Source organism: Bradyrhizobium sp. AZCC 2289 (genome assembly GCF_036924615.1).
Classification (GTDB): domain Bacteria; phylum Pseudomonadota; class Alphaproteobacteria; order Rhizobiales; family Xanthobacteraceae; genus Bradyrhizobium.
Genome location: NZ_JAZHRY010000001.1, coordinates 9,514,831 through 9,531,755 on the forward strand (window position 1 = coordinate 9,514,831; position 16,925 = coordinate 9,531,755).

The following is a 16,925-nucleotide window of genomic DNA, read 5'->3' on the forward strand; positions in this document are numbered from 1 at the left end:
ACCTCTTCAAGTTGGGCCGGCCCAATCCATCCACCGTGCTGCCGCCGGTTTTGGTCAGCTGTCCCGGTGAATCTCGGATGCCACCGGCTGCGAGGGGCTGGCGACCGTCGGCATCGTCACCGGGCGGAGCCCGATCAGTTCGGCGGTCCGCACCGCGCTGTTGCGCCAGAAGGCGAAAGAGTTGATCCGGGAGTTCTCCAGGATCGCGATCGCCACCGCCGAGAGGAAGGGCAGGCTTTCCAGCACCAGGACCGCCGCGAAAATATAGATTTCGCGCACCTGTTTATTACCGGTGATCTTGATCAGCGTGGAGTCGTTGTTCACGATCAGCACCGCGGCGCCGACCAAAAGCAGCACGCCGATGACCGCTTCCCAGAACGCCTGGAATTCGATCGACATCACCGACAACCCGCCCTTCGAGGTGCGGGCGAACGGCAGATGCTCGGTGATCAGGCCCTGGGCGACCGCGCGCGATACCGTCCATTGCACCGACATCGCCGCGATCATGGCGCCCAGCATCTGGCCGACTTTGATATGCACGCGCAGCCGGTACAGCGCCAGGAAATGCACCAGCGAGACGATGAAGGAGGCGATGATCGGCAGGGTCAGAATCTTGTCGGGGATGGCGATGTCGGCAAAGACGACGATCGGCACCCAGATCAGATTGAGGATCGCGACCACCACGCCGAGGCTCTCGGCGCCGAGCCAGTTCAGCCATCCCAGCGAGAATTCGCGGCGCTGATCCGGCGTCAGCCGGCTCGCGCCGGGCAGGAATTTTCGCCAGTGCTTTTTGACGATCTGGAAGCCGCCATAGGCCCAGCGGTGGCGCTGCTTCTTGAAGGCCTCATAGGTGTCCGGCAATAGCCCGTGGCCGTAGCGTTCATTGGTGTAATGCGTCAGCCAGCCGTGCTCGATGATGGCGAGGCCAAGATCGGTATCCTCGCAGATGGTGTCGCCGGCCCAGCCGCCGGCCATGTCCATCGCCGCGCGGCGGATCAGGCACATGGTGCCGTGTACGATGATGGCGTTGGCCTCGTTGCGCTGGACCATGCCGATGTCGAAGAACCCGGCATATTCGCCGTTCATGATGTAGTGCATCAGCGAACGGTCGCCGTCGCGGTGCTCCTGCGGTGCCTGCACCAGGCCGACGCGGGGGTCGGCGAACACCGGCACCAGATCCTTCAGCCAGTCCGGCCGCACCACGTAGTCGGCATCGATGATGCCGATGATCTCGGCATCGACCGCGGTACGGTCCATGGCGATCTTCAGGGCACCGGCCTTGAAGCCCTTGACCTTCTCGGCGTTGATGAACTTGAAGCGCTCACCGAGCGTGCGGCAGTGGTCCTGGATCGGCTGCCAGAATTCCGGGTCGGGCGTGTTGTTGATGATCACAACGCATTCGAAATTCGGATAATCCAGCCGCGACACGGCATCGAGGGTCTGCTTCAGCATCTCCACCGGCTCGAAATAAGCGGGGATGTGGATCGACACCTTGGGGAAGCTGATGGTCTCGCCCATGGTCGCGGGCGCCACCGTTGCGCCCTTGACGATCAGCCGGCGCGGCGCCCCCCCGAATGCGATCGCAGCTATTTCCTCGATCCGCGCCATCGCGATCAGCACCAATGGCACCAGAAGGATCAGGCCGAGTACCATCGCAAACGCCGAGCCGAACACGAAATAATGCCCGGCCCAGTACGCGAACACGGTGGCGACCCAGGCGCCGACGCCGTTCGCCGCGGCCGACAGAACCAGCGCCTGCATCATTGTCGGCTCGGCGAGCCGCAGGATCGGCAGCGACATAAACAAGCCGACCAGCAGCGCAATGGCGGCGAGCTTCCAGTAATTCTCGTTCACGATCGGCCCGGTCCAGGCGAACTTTGGTTCGCGCGAGGCGTCGAGAATGCCCCAATAGGGGCCGACGCCGCCTTCGAAGAACTTCCAGGGCTGATCGATCGCCTCGACGATGTTGTAGTCCATGCCGATGGCTTCGGCGCGGGTGACGAAGTTGCGCAGCACCGAGGCCTGCTCGAACGAACCGGGTTCGGCATTGCGCAAATTATAGCCGGCGCTCGGCCAGCCGAATTCGGCGATCACGATGCGCTTGCCGGGAAACGTGTCATGCAGCAGCTGGTAGCGCTCGACCGCCTGATCGACCGCCTGCTTGTCGGTGAAATTTTCCCAATAGGGCAGCACGTGGGCGGCGATGAATTCGACCGATGAGGCAAGTTCCGGATTGTCGCGCCAGATGTTCCAGATTTCACCCGTCGTGACGGGAACGTTGACCGATTGCTTGACCCGCTTGATCAACGTGATCAGGTCTTCGACCTTCTGCTCGCCGCGGAAGATGGTCTCGTTGCCGACGACGACGCCGATGACATTGCTGTTACGCTTGGCAAGGTTGATCGCGGCCTCGATCTCTCGCTTGTTGCGATCGCCGTCCTTGTCGATCCAGGCGCCGACCGTGACCTTCATGCCGAATTCCGCGGCAATCGGCGGCACCAATTCGTTGCCTTCGGTCGAAGAGTAGAGGCGAACCGCTCGGGTCAGGGTGGAGAGCTTCTTCAGGTCGGCGCGAACCTTCTCGGAATCGGCGATGCTGTCGGCGACGGTGTGGCCAGGTTCAAACGGCGCGTAGGAAGCGCTCGGCAGGATGCCACGGAAATCCGGCGCCGCCTGCTTTTCCTGAAACAGACCCCACAGCGCAGCGTGGGCCGCGGTCACAAACAGCAGAACGGCGACGACGGCGCGCATCGGCGACTAAACCATACGGGGCCTACTTGAGGGGAAAGCGAACCCGTCCCCTAGGTTCGACCGACACGGCGGCAACTTCAGGATAATCCTGCCGCGCAATTTCACAACTGATATCCCGCCATGGCGTTTTAAGGGCGCTGAGCGATTCAAACGGCGAAAAATTCGGATCGTTCCGACAGCCCGGCGATTACTTCGCCGGCGGGGTCGGTGAGGCGGCCGGCGCGGGGGTCGCGGCCGGCGCCGGCGCGGCATTGCCGGCGGTCGCGGATGCCGCGGCCGGCGTTGCAGCTGCGGCCGCCTGGGGTTGCGCACCCGGATTGACCCAGCAGGCATGGACGCGGCTGCTCAGGGTCTCCGCAACCTTGGGATCGATCTGCCCGCCGAAACGGGTCAGGCAACGGAACGCCGCCTGGACGTGCCCGCCGGGGCAGCCGAACCGGTCGTAGAGATCGAGGTGCCGGAAAGCGGTGTCGAGATCGTCCCGCCACATCAGGCTTACCACCCGACGGCCGAGCCAGACGCATTCCGGGTTGCCGGCCGGGCCATTGATGACCTGGGCGGCCTCGACGAATTCGTCGGTCTTGCGCTGGTTGTCCTTGGTGGCGTCGGCGGCATTGGCGGCCGGTGGCTTGCCGGATTGATCGGGGGCGGGGGTGCCGCTCTGGGCGAAAACGCTGCCGGATCCGATCAGGAGCGCGAGGCCTGCAAGGGCAACATGGCGCAAAACCGCAACTCTTGGATCAAGCACCCGTCGACGCATACGTTCCCCGATATGTTTCCTGCCCGAGAGACAATTTTGGACGGTCCGTGGCCTGGCTTGATGCCGTCCAAATGGGTCCCCAATGCGGCGGAGACTTAAGCAATTCCCATGACGGTTATTTCGGATTTTGTCCAGCAAAGTCACAACTTTATCGCGACGTGGTAAAATGGCCGCAGGACAAAGCCGGTATTGCACCTATCCCGCTCTTGGCAGATGCGCGCCGACCGGCTAATCGACGGGCCCCGCCCGGAGGATGGAACCGATTTCTTTTCGTACGCCGCTGGCGCTTCTCCTGACATCCTTATCTGCGATCGCAGCCGTGTGGTGGTGGCTGGCCACGCCGATCACGCTCGTGCGCGCGCCGATCGATCCCGATGCCAAGTTGCAATGCGTGTCCTATGCGCCGTTTCGTGGCGCGCAGACGCCGCTGCAGCCGACCACACATATCGGGCCCGAGCAGATCGAACGGGATCTGGTGGACCTCGCCAAGATCACCGATTGCGTGCGCACCTATTCGATCGAGAACGGCCTCGACCAGGTTCCCGGTCTCGCCGCAAAGGTCGGGCTGAAGGTAATCCAGGGCATCTGGCTCGGCAGCGACCGGCTGAAGAATCTGGTGCAGATTTCGATCGCGGTGGGCCTGACCAAGCAATATCCCCAGGTCATTACGGCGTTGGTGGTCGGCAACGAGGTGCTGCTGCGCGGCGAGATGACCACCGCCGACCTCGCGGCCAATATCCGCTCGGTCAAGGCGCAGGTGACCGTTCCCGTCACCTATGCCGATGTCTGGGAATTCTGGCTGAAGAACCGCGAGATCTATGACGCGGTCGATTTCGTCACCATTCACATCCTGCCCTACTGGGAGGACATTCCGGTCAAGGCGAAATTCGCGGCGTCCCATGTCGATGAGATCCGCAAGCGGATGGCGGTGGCGTTTCCGGGCAAGGAAATCCTGATCGGCGAGACCGGCTGGCCGAGTGCCGGGCGGATGCGCGAGGGCGCGCTGCCGTCGCGGACCAATCAGGCGCGTATCGTCTCCGATATCCTCGATCTGGCCAAGCGCGAAGGCTTTCGCGTCAACCTGATCGAAGCCTATGACCAGCCCTGGAAGCGCCAGCTCGAGGGCACCGTCGGCGGCTATTGGGGCCTGTTCGATGCCGCCAAGCGGGTGGTGAAATATCCGCCAGGCCAGGTCATCAGCAATTATCCATTATGGAAATGGCAGATGGGCGGCGGCATGGCGCTCAGCGTGGCCGTGTTCCTGGCGGCGTGGCTGACGCTGCGGCGGCGGCCATGGACGCCGCGGCCGACGTCCTGGATCGCGGTCGGCCTATGGGCGACGACGGGTGGGATCCTGTTCGGGATCGCCGCCGACAAGATGTTCTACGAGAGCTACGGCGTCGGCGGCTGGCTGCAATGGGGGGCGCTGCTGGCGGCGGCGATCGCCTCGCCCTTGCTCTGTACCCATGCCGCGATGTCGGGCCGATCGCTGCCGACATTTTTGGAACTGCTCGGCCCGCGCGAGTTCAGGGGCGGATCTTTCCCGACGGCGTTGCTGGCGATCGCGCTCGCCGTCACCACGCTGATCGCAACCGAAACCGCGCTCGGCTTCACCTTCGATCCGCGCTACCGCGATTTCCCGTTCGCCGCGCTGACGATGGCGGTGATGCCGTTCGCGGGCCTGATGCTGCTCAACCGCCCGCAGGCGGGGGTGCGGCCGATCGCGGAGTCCAGCTTTGCCGGGTTGCTGGTCGTGACCGCGCTGTACACCGGCCTCAACGAGGGCGCCGCCAACTGGCAGTCGATGTGGACCTGCGCGATCTACCTGCTGCTGGCGCTTACGCTGTGGCGGGCGCGGGTCGCGCAAAGCCCAAAATAAGCAGGCCGATCGCAATTCCCGACAGCGCGATATTGTAGAGCACGATCCCGAGCCCTGCGGCGATCAAGCCGCCGGTCAAAAGCACGATCGAGGGCCGCATCACGTGCAGCGTCGCAATGACCAGCGCGACAATGCCGAACACCGAATTCTTGAACAGATAGGTCGCCAGCACCCGCGCCTTGCACAGCAGGGATTGCAGACCGGCGTCGCAGGCCAGCGCGACGGGCGAATACTCGACCGCGAGATAGCGCAGATAGAGCGCATAGCCGACGGTGACGAAGCCGACGATCAACAGAAACTGGACCTGGTAGGGCGTCAGCCGGAACGGAGTTTTCTTCACGTGCGCATTTTCCCGGAGTGGGTTCCGGTTAGCCGCACGAAAATGCGTCCAACCAATGATCGGCGAATATGGTCGGGAATAGTTGGCAGGACAAGCCGAAGCTCACATCAGGTGCGCGAAAACAGGTGAGAATTCGGCCGTAATGCCTTGCAGCCAAATATTATTGTCCCTTTTTACCGAACCACGACGAGATCGTCGATGTGCCGGACGGCTCCGGCTTCTTCGGTGGTTCCTCGACCATGGCCGCGGCGGTATGCTTGCCGCCGCCACGGCGGCGTGGCGCAGGCTTGGTGGTCGAAACCGGCGCTGGATCGTCGCCGTTCACGGAGAGCCGCTGTCCGTCGAAGATCGCGGTCTCGCAGCTGCGCTTGTTTTCGGTCAGAACCGCGCAGATCCTGGCCGCCGCGCCGGCGTCGTTCAGCGGCCCGGCCACCAGCCGGAGCTGCATCCCGAGGCCGTTGGTGCCTTCCTTGATCACGATGATCGGGCGCAAGGCAGCCAGCGGCGCATTGGATCTCGATTTCAAAAGCCCGCGCCACAGCGCGCGCAGGCCGGGGAGCGAATTGGCGCTGCCGAGATCGACGCCGAACTCGGTGCGATGGAGCGCGACCTTCGGAGCCGTGGCCTCGTCCGGCTCGGCGTCATCGGCCGGCGGCGCTGAAGCGACCACCTCCGAAATCGGCGCGGCCGTCACCACGCTCGGCGGTTGCATGGGTTCGATCAGTTTTGTGGCCGAGGGGTCGGGCGGCGCCATGATCGATTTCGACGCCACCAGCGGCGTCGACGGCGTCGCCGCCGGAGGCTTTGCGGGATCGGTCTTTGCGGTATCATCGGTCTTGGCGGCTTCCGTATTGGCGCTGTCGGCCTTCGGCGAGTCGGTCTTGGCTGCGTCGATCTTCACAGGCGCGACCTTGGCCGGATCGGACTTGGCAGGATCGGACTTGGCAAGATCGGACTTGGCGGTTTCAGTCTTCTTCGGCGGGTCCTTGGCAACCGATGAAACCATCGCCCCGCCCGTGTCGGCGGAGGCCAGCGGCTTTTCGACCGTGGCGGGCTTGTCGGCTGGTGCGGCGGCGGGCTGGGTTGATGCGACCGGCGCCACCGCTGGAGCAGGCACCGGGCTTGGCGCCACCGATGGCGGCTCGGCCGCGGTGGAGGAGGTTGCGGGGGCCGCCTGCGAGGTCGGAGCCGGACCTTGCCGCGCGATCGCGCCGGTCACGGAGTCCAGGCCCTGTTCCAGCGAGGTGACGCGCGAATACAGCCGGTCGCGGTCGCCGCTGAGCGTATCGATTGCGGAGGCCAGCCGCCGCGTCTCGTTCTGGCTTTCCCTGGCGACCATCTGGATTTGCTGCGCCTGCCGCGTCAGGTCGACGGCCGCGATCTGCTCGCGGCGCCACCCGAGCGAGGACTGGTTGGCCAGCACGGCAATGATCACGGCGCCCACCGCGCCAACGCCCCACGAGCCGATCCGCCACAGCGCGTGGCGATCGAGTTCGTCTTCCTCGGCCAGAAAACCGCTCAGCAGGCCGCCGGTGTTTTCGGTGTCGAAGCTGCGCGCCAGATTGTCGGGGTCTTTGGCCAAAACGTCTGTGGCCCTCCTCGAGGCCTGCCGAATCACGGAACAAACATTAACAGGAATTGCGCCCCGCACTTGAATCCGGGCGTGCAGGGGGACGCGAATCGGTTTCATCTCCCGGGGAAAACAATTAAAGACGGCGCCGGGCGCCATTGGCCTGACGCCCAAGGGCTTGAGCAAGGACAGGCTTTGAGCAAGGGCTCTGAACAAGCGCTTTGAACAAGGGATGTGAATGACCGATCGATCCAGCCTGACGGTGGTGCTCGCGGCCGGTGAGGGCACACGGATGCGCTCCGCGCTGCCGAAGGTCCTGCATCCCGTGGCCGGCCAGTCGTTGCTTTCGCATGTGCTGGATGCGGCGCCTCAAGGTGCCGGCGCAGCACTCGCGGTCGTGGTCGGGCCGGACCACAAGGCGGTCGCCGACGAGGTCGCGCGGGTGCGCCCGGATGCCAAGACCTTCATCCAGCGCGAGCGCCTCGGCACCGCGCATGCGGTGCTGGCGGCCCGCGAGGCCATCGCCCGCGGCGCCGACGATCTGCTGGTCGTGTTCGGCGATACGCCGCTGATTTCGGCCGCGACCTTTGCGCGGCTGCGCGCGCCGCTGAAAAATGGCGCCGCACTTGCCGTGCTCGGCTTTCGCGCCGCCGATCCGACCGGCTACGGCCGGCTGCTGGCCGAAGGCGACCATCTGGTGGCGATCCGCGAACATGCCGACGCGACGCCTGAAGAACGCAAGGTGACGCTGTGCAACGCCGGCGTCATGGCATTCGACGGCCGCAAGGCGCTTCAGATCATCGACAAGATCGGTAGCGCCAACAGCAAGGGCGAATATTATCTGCCTGATGCGGTCGGCATCGTCAGGGATTTTGGATGGGAGGCCGTGGTGATTGAAACCAGCGAGGATGAAGTGCGCGGCATCAACACAAAAGCCCAACTCGCCGAAGCCGAAGCGGTGATGCAGGCGCGGTTGCGCAAGGCCGCACTCGATGCCGGCGTGACGCTGATCGCGCCGGAAACCGTCTATCTCGCCGCCGATACCACATTCGGCAGCGACGTCACGATCGAGCCTTTCGTGGTGATCGGCCCCGGCGTCAGCATCGCCGACGGCGCGGTGATCCATTCCTTCTCGCACATCGTGCAGGCCTCGATCGGCAAGAAGGCTTCCGTCGGGCCCTATGCGCGGTTGCGGCCCGGGACGTCGCTGGGCGAAGGTTCGCGGGTCGGCAATTTCGTCGAGACCAAAGCCGCGACGCTCGAAGCCGGGGTCAAGGTCAATCATCTCTCCTATGTCGGCGACGCCCATGTCGGCGCCAACTCCAATCTCGGCGCCGGCACCATCACCTGCAACTATGACGGTTTCAGCAAGCACCGGACCATCATCGGCGAGGGCGCCTTCGTCGGCACCAACTCCTCGCTGGTGGCGCCGGTGAAGATCGGCAATGGCGCCTATATCGGTTCGGGCTCGGTGATCACCAAGGACGTGCCCGACGATGCGATGGCCGTCGAGCGCAGCCCGCAGAACAACCGCGAGGGCGGCGCCAAGCGCTACCGCGAGATGAAGATGCGGGGCAAGAAGCCGAAAGAGAGTTGACGGCGTAAACGTACGATGGAGATCGTCATTGCGAGCGAAGCGAAGCAATCCATCGGGCCGCGAGGAAGGTATGGATTGCTTCGTCGCTGACGCTCCTCGCAATGACGGCATTCTGGACAGGCTTTCGCGTTCTCGCGGCGTGAAGTGCCCGAGGTTTGCATATCTTCCACCCTCTTCGAGAACAGAGGGCGCAGGGAAAGCCGGGTGCGCGCTGCACCCGCGGTCTCGCGTGCAAATGCACATAGCAAAACGCACACGAGCATACAGGTTCAGCGGAGAGCATCCGGCCTTCCCTGCGCAGTGGTTTTACGGCTTACTTCGCGCTCTCCTTGGTGAGCCGGGCTCTTTTGCCACCATCGCCCGCGAGAAGCTTGGCTCTCACGAACTTGGCGCCAGCATCGGGCGCCAGGACCACACGACTTCGCCGTCCGCGTCAGCGCCGTTCGTCAAAGGCACATCCGCGTCCACCGCATCCCACCGCGCGTTTCGTGACGATCGCGAGCCGCCCCTCTTGTCGGGTGAGACGGCGAAGAAATGCCACTGATTTGCCCCGACGGGGCAAGCGGAATATTTTTTCGCGCAGGGCTGGACAGGTTTTGGCTGATTTGCCCGTCGGGCGCCGTGGCCACGTCGCTTGTTTCGAAACGCGCAACAAACCGCCGTATGGCGGCGGACAGAGCTGGCCCCGGTTGTCTGAACAAAAATTCCGCGTCGATAAGTGGAGCCTCTGCCGGGGTTAGGCCGCCGCGCGGGGCGACGGAAGGTTGAAGTAGGCTTGATCCGGGGTCATGTCGTCAAGACTCGAATGAGGACGTCGGCCGTTGTAAAAATCGAGATACCGGCCGATCGAATGTCGTGCCTCGCCGACGCTTTCGTAGGCCCGCAGATAGACCTCCTCGTATTTGACGCTGCGCCACAGCCGCTCGACGAACACGTTGTCCCGCCATGCTCCTTTGCCATCCATGCTGATCGCGATGCCGTTGCTGGCGAGCGCGCCGGTGAAGGCCGCGCCGGTGAACTGCGAGCCCTGATCGGTATTGAAGATTTCGGGCTTGCCGTGACGAGCAAGGGCGTCCTCCAGGGTCTCGATGCAGAAGGCTGCCTCCATCGTGATCGACAGCCGCCACGACAGAACCCGGCGGGTCGCCCAGTCGAGGACGACAGCGAGATACACGAAGCCGCGTGCCATCGGGATGTAGGTGATGTCCATTGCCCAGACCTGGTTCGGGCGCGTGATCTCCATGCCGCGCAACAGATATGGATAGATCTTGTGGCCGGGCTCGGGCTTGGTGGTGCGCGGACGGCGATAGAGCGCCTCTATCCCCATCCGCTGCATCAGCGTTTTGACATGCCGGCGGCCGATCTTGCACCCCTGCAAAGCCAGCAGGCCTCGCAACATGCGCGAACCGGCGAAAGGAAACTCCAGGTGCAGCCGGTCGAGCCGCGGCATGATCGCGAGGTCGGCAGACGACACCGGGCGCGGCAGATAATAAACGCTGCCGCGGCTGATCTTCAAAACTTTCGCCTGCTTGGTGATCGGCAGATCGTGCTCACGGTCGATCATCGCTTTGCGCTCAGCAATCCCGCCTTGGTGAGCGCTCCTTCTAAAAAATCGTTCTCCAGCGTCAGTTCCCCGATCTTGGCATGCAGCGACTTCACATCAATCGCGGGTAACCGCGTAGCGTTACCGTGACCTGGCCCAAACACATCGGCGGCGCCGCCTTCAAGCTGCGCTTTCCACGATGTGATCTGATTGGGGTGGACGTCGAACTGCTCCGCCAGTTGAGCCAGTGTTCGGTCGCCCTTGACGGCAGCAAGTGCCACCTTCGCCTTGAAAGCCGGGGTGTGGTTCCGGCGTGCTCGTCTGCTCATCGTCTCTCCTGATTCGCGGGCCAATCTTGCCCGCCGTCAGGCAGAAACTCCACTTATCGCCCTGTTCAGATTTCCGGAGCCGGCTCTGACTTTGTTAAGCATTCCGCTTGGGACCGTCTCAATCCGTAAGGTAATCTCTCATAACTATTTGATAATTCAACAGAAAGGTCTAACTCTTGGCCTTAAGAGGTGCATATAGCGTCACTGCCTCTGCGCATTGGTGATGGGCATTCACCGCGCGGACTTCCCGCAACTCTCGTCATGGTTGTCTTCCTCGAACGACAAGCTAAGGTACCGCTCACGTTGGGGGTTTTGATGTTATTTGCGGACAAGCTGGTCCAAACGCCGCGGCGTGAGAAGTCTGGCGAGACCGGGTATGAGCGATACGATTATCAAGCAAGTTGGGGCCTTGCTCTAATTTTTGAGAGTCACGCCGAACTCGACGACTACGCAATCGCGTTCGAATTTCATGATGACATCGTTCGGCTGAACAGTAGTTCGGTGCCAACTCATGCGCGATTCTATCAGGTCAAAACGAAACTAAGCGGCCATTGGACGCTCACCGACCTTGGTAAGAGAAAGAAGTCCAAGGATGGAACTGCATTCCTGCCGTCGTTTATCGGCAAAATGTACGACAACTATTCGCTGTTTCCCGATGAAACTGAAAGACTAAGTTTCGTCTCAAACCTTCCCTGCCAATTTATCGACGCGTCCGCGACGGTCCATTGTTTCGCAAATTGCGCTCCCCAAGATTTCGCGAAATTCCTAAAAAAGTTAAAGGTCGAATATCCTGCCGCTACCAAGAGCACGGCAAAACTGATGCACTTTGTCAGAGCTAACCTAAGCCTACATGATGCGTCAGCGCACTTAAAGGGACTGATGCAGGAATTCGTAACGAGCCAAGTCGGGACGATCAGCTATAGTCCGGACACTCTCTATAAAGCGATCATAGAAGAGTGCCGTACAAAATCAAAATACACTGGTACCATCGATACCTTTGCAGACTTGATCAAGCACAAAGCCGTTACAAAGAGTCAGGTCAATGGCTGGCTTTCACAAATTCAGCTTAGTCACTCCGCCCCGGAATGGTCGACCTTCAGCGGTGAATTGACATTCGGCGCAATGGAAAAAAGCGATCTTGCGAAGCAGTGGCAGCTGTATAGGACGCTCGCATTAGGCGCCGGCAATGAAGCCATAAACCGCGTTCGGACCAGAATCCGCTCCGAATTAGGACAGCTTGCAGGATCCCCGCTGGCGTTAGGTCCGCTGACAGATGACGTGTTCACTAAAGTCTGGAATTTTGCAAAGACAACAATCTCGGGAATTAGTGTGAGCCGAGTTAAGGTGATGATCATCTATGAGGTGATGACCTATGAAGCGCCAGGAAATGTACAAAAAGTTGATCAGAAGCCTTCGGACCAAAAGCCATGAAAAGCTTTCGCTTGCAAAGGCTACTTCTCCTGTCCGCACGCGAGAAGGCAGCTCAACTGATCAAATTCGATCCCCAAACGACAGTGGTCCTGGGCGAAAATGATACTGGCAAGTCGTGTCTTATCAAATCGATATATTCTGCCTTTGGTGCAGACCCAGCTAAAATCAATCCGACTTGGGTCAATGCGAAAGTTGATATCTTTGTAGAATTCACAGTCGATGGAGTACCGTATCGAATATTGCGATCTAGCACGAATTACGGTCTCTTCAATGGCAAGGGCGATGCCATTTGGTCTGGTTCAGGCGTCACACGCGGCATCGGTCCGGAGCTTGCTCGGCTGTTGAGTTTTGAGCTTACACTTCCAGATCGTCAGGGCGAATTGCTAATACCTCCGCCAGCGTTTCTGTTTCTGCCGTTCTATGTCGATCAGGATGTCAGTTGGGGTGGAAATTGGATTTCCTTCGCTAACCTCCAAATGTTTAAAAATTATCGGAAGGACGTAGCGAATTTTCACGCTGGACTACGCCCAAATGAATATTACCAGGCAAAGGCACTGAAATCGTCATCCGACAGGGCGAAAGACGACCTAAAAGTTGAGCGCCGTGCACTTGAACGGGCGAGCAAACGCTTGCGCGCAAACCGAGTGCAACTACACGTCAATCTTTCTCCCGATCAGTTTGTCGACCAAATCGACGCCCTCGTTGCCGAGTGCCAAGCCTTGCAAGGTGAGCAGGATAAGCTGCAGCGCATCCTGTCAGAACTAAATTCAAAAAGGGCGATCCTTGCGGAGCAGTCTGTGATCGCGGAAAACGCGCTCGCCGATCTTGACGCAGACTACGAGTTCCTCCGACGCGAGACTGATGACGAGATTGTTTGTCCGACGTGCGGAACGGTCCATTCGAATGACTTTGCCAATAAGTTTAGTTTAATTTCCGACGTCGATACCTGCCGCGGATTTCTGATCGAGGTTCGTCGCGAGATCGACGCAGTAGAAGCGCAAATATCTGTCGAGAAGGAGAAGATGGGGTCGTTCGCTAGTTCCATTGATAAAATTAACAACATTCTCGATGAACAGAGGGGTGAACTAAAGCTTCGCGACTTGATCGAGGGAGAGAGCGAAAAATTGATGGATGCTACTTTCTCGGCTGAAGAGAAAGAGATCGACTCTCAGATTGGCGCGCAAGAAATGAAATCCGACGAAGCGGCTCAGGCCATGAAGTCGTATGAGGACAAAAAGCGGCAGGACAACATCAAAGGCTTCTACTTACAGAAGATGAACTCGTTCGTTCAACAACTGGGAGTCCCAAATCTTTCGGAAGACAGTTATAAGGCAATCGACAGCATCATCCGCGAAACAGGCAGTGATCTGCCACGCGCTCTTCTGGCGTACTATTATGCCTTCATTCACACCATGAAGCGGCACTCGACATCCGCGTTCTGCCCGATCGTAATCGACACACCCGTGCAGCAAGATCAGGATAAGACAAACGCTGCGCGTATGATAAGCTTTTGTCTCAGTGAAACTCCGCCAGACTCGCAGCTGATCCTAGGTACTGTCAGCCTTCATGGCGTTAAATATAATGGACATGTTGTTGAAACTGACACGAAGAACAAGTTGCTAAAAACGGCTCGTCACGAAGAAGTCCATGAAATCTTAAGGCCTTATTACGCGAGGCTACTTCAATGATGGGGGCCCGTCGAGCGCCGTGGCCGGCTGCGCCTTGCGAAACGCGCAACAAACCGCCAAATGGCAGCAGCGCCGGACTTTGTTAAGCTTTCCACTTAACACTGTCTCAATCCGCAATAATTATTGAGTATCTCGACATCCGCGTTTCTCGTTAAGAGAACGTGGCGCTGGTTCGGCAAATTTTCGACGATTTGGGGATATCAAACCGCATGTGCGGCATTGTCGGCATTCTCGGACGCGGTCCGGTCGCGGAGCAGTTGGTGGATTCGCTTAAACGCCTTGAATATCGCGGCTACGATTCCGCAGGCGTCGCCACGCTGGAAGGCGATCACCTCGCACGCCGCCGCGCCGAGGGCAAGCTCAAGAACCTGGAAAAGCGGCTGCAGGCCGAACCGCTCGCGGGCCACACCGGCATCGGACATACCCGCTGGGCCACCCACGGCCGGCCGACCGAGAACAACGCGCATCCGCACGCCACCGATCGGGTCGCCGTGGTCCATAACGGCATCATCGAGAACTTTCGCGAATTGCGCGAAGCGCTTCAGAAGAAAGGTGCGGTGTTCGAGACCGAGACCGATACCGAGATCGTCCTGCATCTCGTCGACAGTTATCTCAGCCAGGGTATCAATCCGGTCGAAGCGGTGAAGGCGGCGCTGTCGGAACTTCGCGGCGCGTTCGCGCTCGGCTTCATTTTCGCCGGCCAAGACGACCTGATGATCGGCGCCCGCAATGGCCCGCCGCTCGCGATTGGTTACGGCGACGGCGAAATGTATCTGGGATCCGACGCGATTGCGCTCGGGCCGTTCACCGACACCATCAGCTATCTCGAGGACGGCGATTGGGTCGTGCTGACGCGCAAGGGCGCCACGATCTACGACAAGGACAACGCAATCGTTCACCGCGACGCGATCAAGCACAGCGCGTCGACCTCGCTGGTCGACAAGGCAAACTATCGCCACTTCATGGCCAAGGAAATCCACGAGCAACCGGAAGTGGTCGGCCATACCCTTGCCCGGTACGTCGATATGGCGACCGACCGCGTGTTGCTGCCGGTGAAGCTGCCGTTCGACTTCAAGGATATCCAGCGAATTTCGATCACCGCCTGCGGTACCGCAAGCTATGCTGGATACATCGGCAAGTACTGGCTTGAACGGCTGGCGCGGGTGCCGGTCGAACTCGATGTCGCCTCGGAATTCCGCTACCGCGAGGCGCCGTTGCGCAAGGGCGATCTCGCGATCTGCATTTCGCAATCCGGCGAAACCGCCGACACGCTGGCGGCGTTGCGCTACGCCAAATCGCAGGGCGTCCATACGCTCTCGGTCGTGAACGTGGCGACCTCGACGATTGCGCGCGAGAGCGAGACCGTGCTGCAGACACTGGCGGGCCCCGAAATCGGCGTCGCCTCGACCAAGGCGTTCACCTGCCAGTTGATGGTGCTGGCCGCGCTTGCGGTCGCAGCCGGCAAGGCGAGGGGCGAATTGTCGGACGAGGACGAAACCAAGCTCGTCCATGGCCTGGTTGAAATTCCGCGGCTGATGGCGGAAGCCCTGACGACCGAGCCGCAGATCGAAAAACTGGCGCGCGAGATCGCGAAATGCAAGGACGTGCTCTATCTCGGCCGCGGCACCAGCTATCCGCTGGCGCTGGAAGGCGCGCTGAAGTTGAAGGAAATCTCCTACATCCACGCCGAGGGCTACGCCGCGGGCGAACTCAAGCACGGGCCGATCGCGCTGATCGACGAGAACATGCCGGTGGTGGTGATCGCGCCCTACGACCGGGTGTTCGAAAAGACGGTCTCCAACATGCAGGAAGTCGCGGCCCGTGGCGGCGGTATCATCCTGATGACAGACGCCAAAGGGGCGGCCGAGGCCTCGATCGAATCCCTGGTGACGATCGTGCTGCCCGACATGGCCGCGACCTTTACGCCGATGGTCTATGCCATCCCGGTACAATTGCTGGCCTATCATACCGCCGTGGTGATGGGCACCGACGTCGACCAGCCGCGAAATCTGGCGAAATCGGTCACGGTCGAATAGTCGCAAAGCGCGCGCCGGCCGTCACCTCAGGTCTTCAAAAACCTGCTAGGATGGCTTAGCTGGGAGTTAGCCGGCCGTCTCGACCGACCTGGAACCATAATGAATCGCCAAGAATTGCCGCCGACCGTGCCCCCGAGCGAGTCACATCCGGACGCCCCGCGCGGGCTGATGGCCCGTTTCCGCAACTATTTCCTGACCGGGCTGGTGGTCGCCGGGCCGATCGCCATCACCTTTTACCTGACCTGGTGGTTCGTGACCTGGGTCGACGGCCTGGTGCGGCCGTTCGTGCCGATCGCCTACCGGCCGGAAACCTATCTGCCGTTCGGGTTGCCCGGTTCGGGGCTGATCGTCGCCGTGATCGCGCTGACGCTATTGGGTTTCCTCACCGCCAATTTGATCGGGCGGACGCTGGTCGATCTCGGCGAACGGCTGCTCGGCCGCATTCCGGCGGTGCGCGCGATCTATCGCGGGCTAAAGCAGGTGTTCGAAACGCTGTTCTCCGGCAACGGATCCAGCTTCCGCCGCGTCGGGCTGGTCGAATTTCCCTCGCCGGGGATGTGGTCGATCGTCTTGATTTCGCAAGCGCCGAGCGTCGAGATCGCCAACAGTCTCCCCGGGCAGGAGGAGCACATCTCGGTGTTCCTGCCCTGTGCGCCGAACCCGACCACGGGCTTCTTCTTCTATGTGCCGAAGAGCAAGATCGTCGAGATCGACATGAGCGCCGAAGACGCCGCGACCCTGATCATGTCGGCGGGCGTGGTGCAGCCCGGCTCCGATCCGCAGAAGAAGATCGCAGCCCTGGCCGCGACCGCAAACGCCGCGCGGGTGGCGAACGCAGCCACGCTGCAGCCGGCGAAGGTGGAGGCGGAGTGAGACTTCCGCGGTCCTCATCCCCGGATGAGCGCGCTTGCGCTCACTCGGGAGGAGCGGCGCTTGCGCCGCGTCTCGAAGGATGAGCAGCGTGGGGGACTCATGGTTCGAGACGCCGCTTCGCGGCTCCT

The 16,925-nt window shown here is 61.1% G+C and carries 11 protein-coding genes; 6 read left to right on the plus strand and 5 right to left on the minus strand.

Translation table 11 applies throughout. The features are described 5' to 3' along the window. Positions 1-54: 54 nt before the first annotated feature. Positions 55-2,751, minus strand: coding sequence for a glycosyltransferase (locus V1289_RS44700; RefSeq protein ID WP_334405925.1), 2,697 nt, complete (start codon positions 2,749-2,751; stop codon positions 55-57). A 187-nt stretch (positions 2,752-2,938) separates the two neighbouring features. Next, positions 2,939-3,511, minus strand: coding sequence for a beta-1-3, beta-1-6-glucan biosynthesis protein (locus tag V1289_RS44705; RefSeq protein ID WP_334405926.1), 573 nt, complete (start codon positions 3,509-3,511; stop codon positions 2,939-2,941). A gap of 253 nt (positions 3,512-3,764) precedes the next feature. On the opposite strand from V1289_RS44705, the gene V1289_RS44710 reads away from it, so the two are divergent. Further along, the gene (locus V1289_RS44710; protein ID WP_334405927.1) at positions 3,765-5,390 is read left to right on the plus strand and encodes a glycoside hydrolase family 17 protein; all 1,626 of its coding nucleotides are present in this window, start codon (positions 3,765-3,767) and stop codon (positions 5,388-5,390) included. On the opposite strand, the gene V1289_RS44715 is transcribed toward V1289_RS44710, so the two are convergent. Next, positions 5,350-5,730, minus strand: a complete 381-nt coding sequence (locus V1289_RS44715) for a hypothetical protein (protein ID WP_074276703.1) — start codon at positions 5,728-5,730, stop codon at positions 5,350-5,352. The genes V1289_RS44710 and V1289_RS44715 overlap by 41 nt on opposite strands. A gap of 160 nt (positions 5,731-5,890) precedes the next feature. Further along, a complete protein-coding gene (locus V1289_RS44720) occupies positions 5,891-7,312 on the minus strand; it encodes a hypothetical protein (protein WP_334405928.1) in 1,422 nt (473 codons plus the stop codon). 226 nt (positions 7,313-7,538) lie between these two features. Here V1289_RS44720 and glmU point away from each other — a divergent pair, with 226 nt between their 5' ends. Continuing rightward, complete coding sequence (glmU, locus tag V1289_RS44725; RefSeq protein ID WP_334405929.1) at positions 7,539-8,897, plus strand: bifunctional UDP-N-acetylglucosamine diphosphorylase/glucosamine-1-phosphate N-acetyltransferase GlmU; 1,359 nt, start codon at positions 7,539-7,541, stop codon at positions 8,895-8,897. Between the two features lie 736 nt (positions 8,898-9,633). Here the strand turns inward: glmU and V1289_RS44730 are convergent. Beyond that, a protein-coding gene (locus tag V1289_RS44730; protein WP_334395110.1) for an IS3 family transposase occupies positions 9,634-10,769 on the minus strand; the annotation gives its coding sequence in 2 pieces (ribosomal slippage) (positions 9,634-10,511 and positions 10,511-10,769; 1,137 coding nt in all). Between the two features lie 315 nt (positions 10,770-11,084). On the opposite strand from V1289_RS44730, the gene V1289_RS44735 reads away from it, so the two are divergent. The 4 genes from V1289_RS44735 (at position 11,085) to V1289_RS44750 (ending at position 16,797) form a co-directional block, all read left to right on the plus strand. Beyond that, the gene (locus V1289_RS44735) at positions 11,085-12,200 is read left to right on the plus strand and encodes a DUF4297 domain-containing protein (RefSeq protein ID WP_334405930.1); all 1,116 of its coding nucleotides are present in this window, start codon (positions 11,085-11,087) and stop codon (positions 12,198-12,200) included. Next, positions 12,197-13,888, plus strand: coding sequence for a hypothetical protein (locus V1289_RS44740; protein ID WP_334405931.1), 1,692 nt, complete (start codon positions 12,197-12,199; stop codon positions 13,886-13,888). Before V1289_RS44735 ends, V1289_RS44740 begins: the two co-directional genes overlap by 4 nt. A 209-nt stretch (positions 13,889-14,097) precedes the next feature. After that, the gene (gene glmS / locus V1289_RS44745) at positions 14,098-15,924 is read left to right on the plus strand and encodes a glutamine--fructose-6-phosphate transaminase (isomerizing) (protein ID WP_334405932.1); all 1,827 of its coding nucleotides are present in this window, start codon (positions 14,098-14,100) and stop codon (positions 15,922-15,924) included. A gap of 99 nt (positions 15,925-16,023) precedes the next feature. Beyond that, entirely contained in the window at positions 16,024-16,797 is a 774-nt protein-coding gene (locus V1289_RS44750) for a DUF502 domain-containing protein (protein ID WP_309176746.1), read from the plus strand. The last annotated feature ends 128 nt before the right edge of the window (positions 16,798-16,925 follow it).

Excerpts from the sequence above, each read along its gene's own strand:
- V1289_RS44700 (WP_334405925.1), bottom strand. The coding sequence starts at position 2,751 with ATGCGCGCCGTCGTCGCCGTTCTGCTGTTTGTGACCGCGGCCCACGCT.
- V1289_RS44705 (WP_334405926.1), bottom strand. The coding sequence starts at position 3,511 with ATGCGTCGACGGGTGCTTGATCCAAGAGTTGCGGTTTTGCGCCATGTT.
- V1289_RS44710 (WP_334405927.1), top strand. The coding sequence starts at position 3,765 with ATGGAACCGATTTCTTTTCGTACGCCGCTGGCGCTTCTCCTGACATCC.
- glmU (WP_334405929.1), top strand. The coding sequence starts at position 7,539 with ATGACCGATCGATCCAGCCTGACGGTGGTGCTCGCGGCCGGTGAGGGC.
- V1289_RS44735 (WP_334405930.1), top strand. The coding sequence starts at position 11,085 with ATGTTATTTGCGGACAAGCTGGTCCAAACGCCGCGGCGTGAGAAGTCT.
- V1289_RS44740 (WP_334405931.1), top strand. The coding sequence starts at position 12,197 with ATGAAAAGCTTTCGCTTGCAAAGGCTACTTCTCCTGTCCGCACGCGAG.
- glmS (WP_334405932.1), top strand. The coding sequence starts at position 14,098 with ATGTGCGGCATTGTCGGCATTCTCGGACGCGGTCCGGTCGCGGAGCAG.
- V1289_RS44750 (WP_309176746.1), top strand. The coding sequence starts at position 16,024 with ATGAATCGCCAAGAATTGCCGCCGACCGTGCCCCCGAGCGAGTCACAT.